Below are 234 nucleotides of genomic sequence, written 5' to 3'. Positions count from 1 at the left end.
ATAAAGATGGCCATGTAACCTTGAAACTTGGTAGCGAACGCACTATCAAGAAGATCAGAGCCTACATCCAAGACGGAACTCAAAACTATCTTCGTGATGGTAAAATCCAAGTCAGCCAAGACGGTAAAACTTGGACAGATGTTGTGACAGTGGGAGATGGTGTAGCCAATAGTCCACATGATGACTCATTGACAGATGGCTGGACACATGATTCTAAGATGCCAGGAAATCGTT

1 protein-coding gene is annotated in these 234 nt (G+C 43.6%); it reads left to right on the top strand.

Annotated elements, in window-relative coordinates:
* Positions 1-234: discoidin domain-containing protein (locus tag HMPREF2628_RS00060; protein ID WP_142350474.1), on the top strand; the 234-nt coding region annotated here is incomplete at both ends.

It is taken from the genome of Streptococcus sp. HMSC063B03 (genome assembly GCF_001836965.1).
GTDB classification, from domain to species: domain Bacteria; phylum Bacillota; class Bacilli; order Lactobacillales; family Streptococcaceae; genus Streptococcus; species Streptococcus pneumoniae_F.
This window is presented reverse-complemented; position numbering and strand designations above follow the sequence as displayed.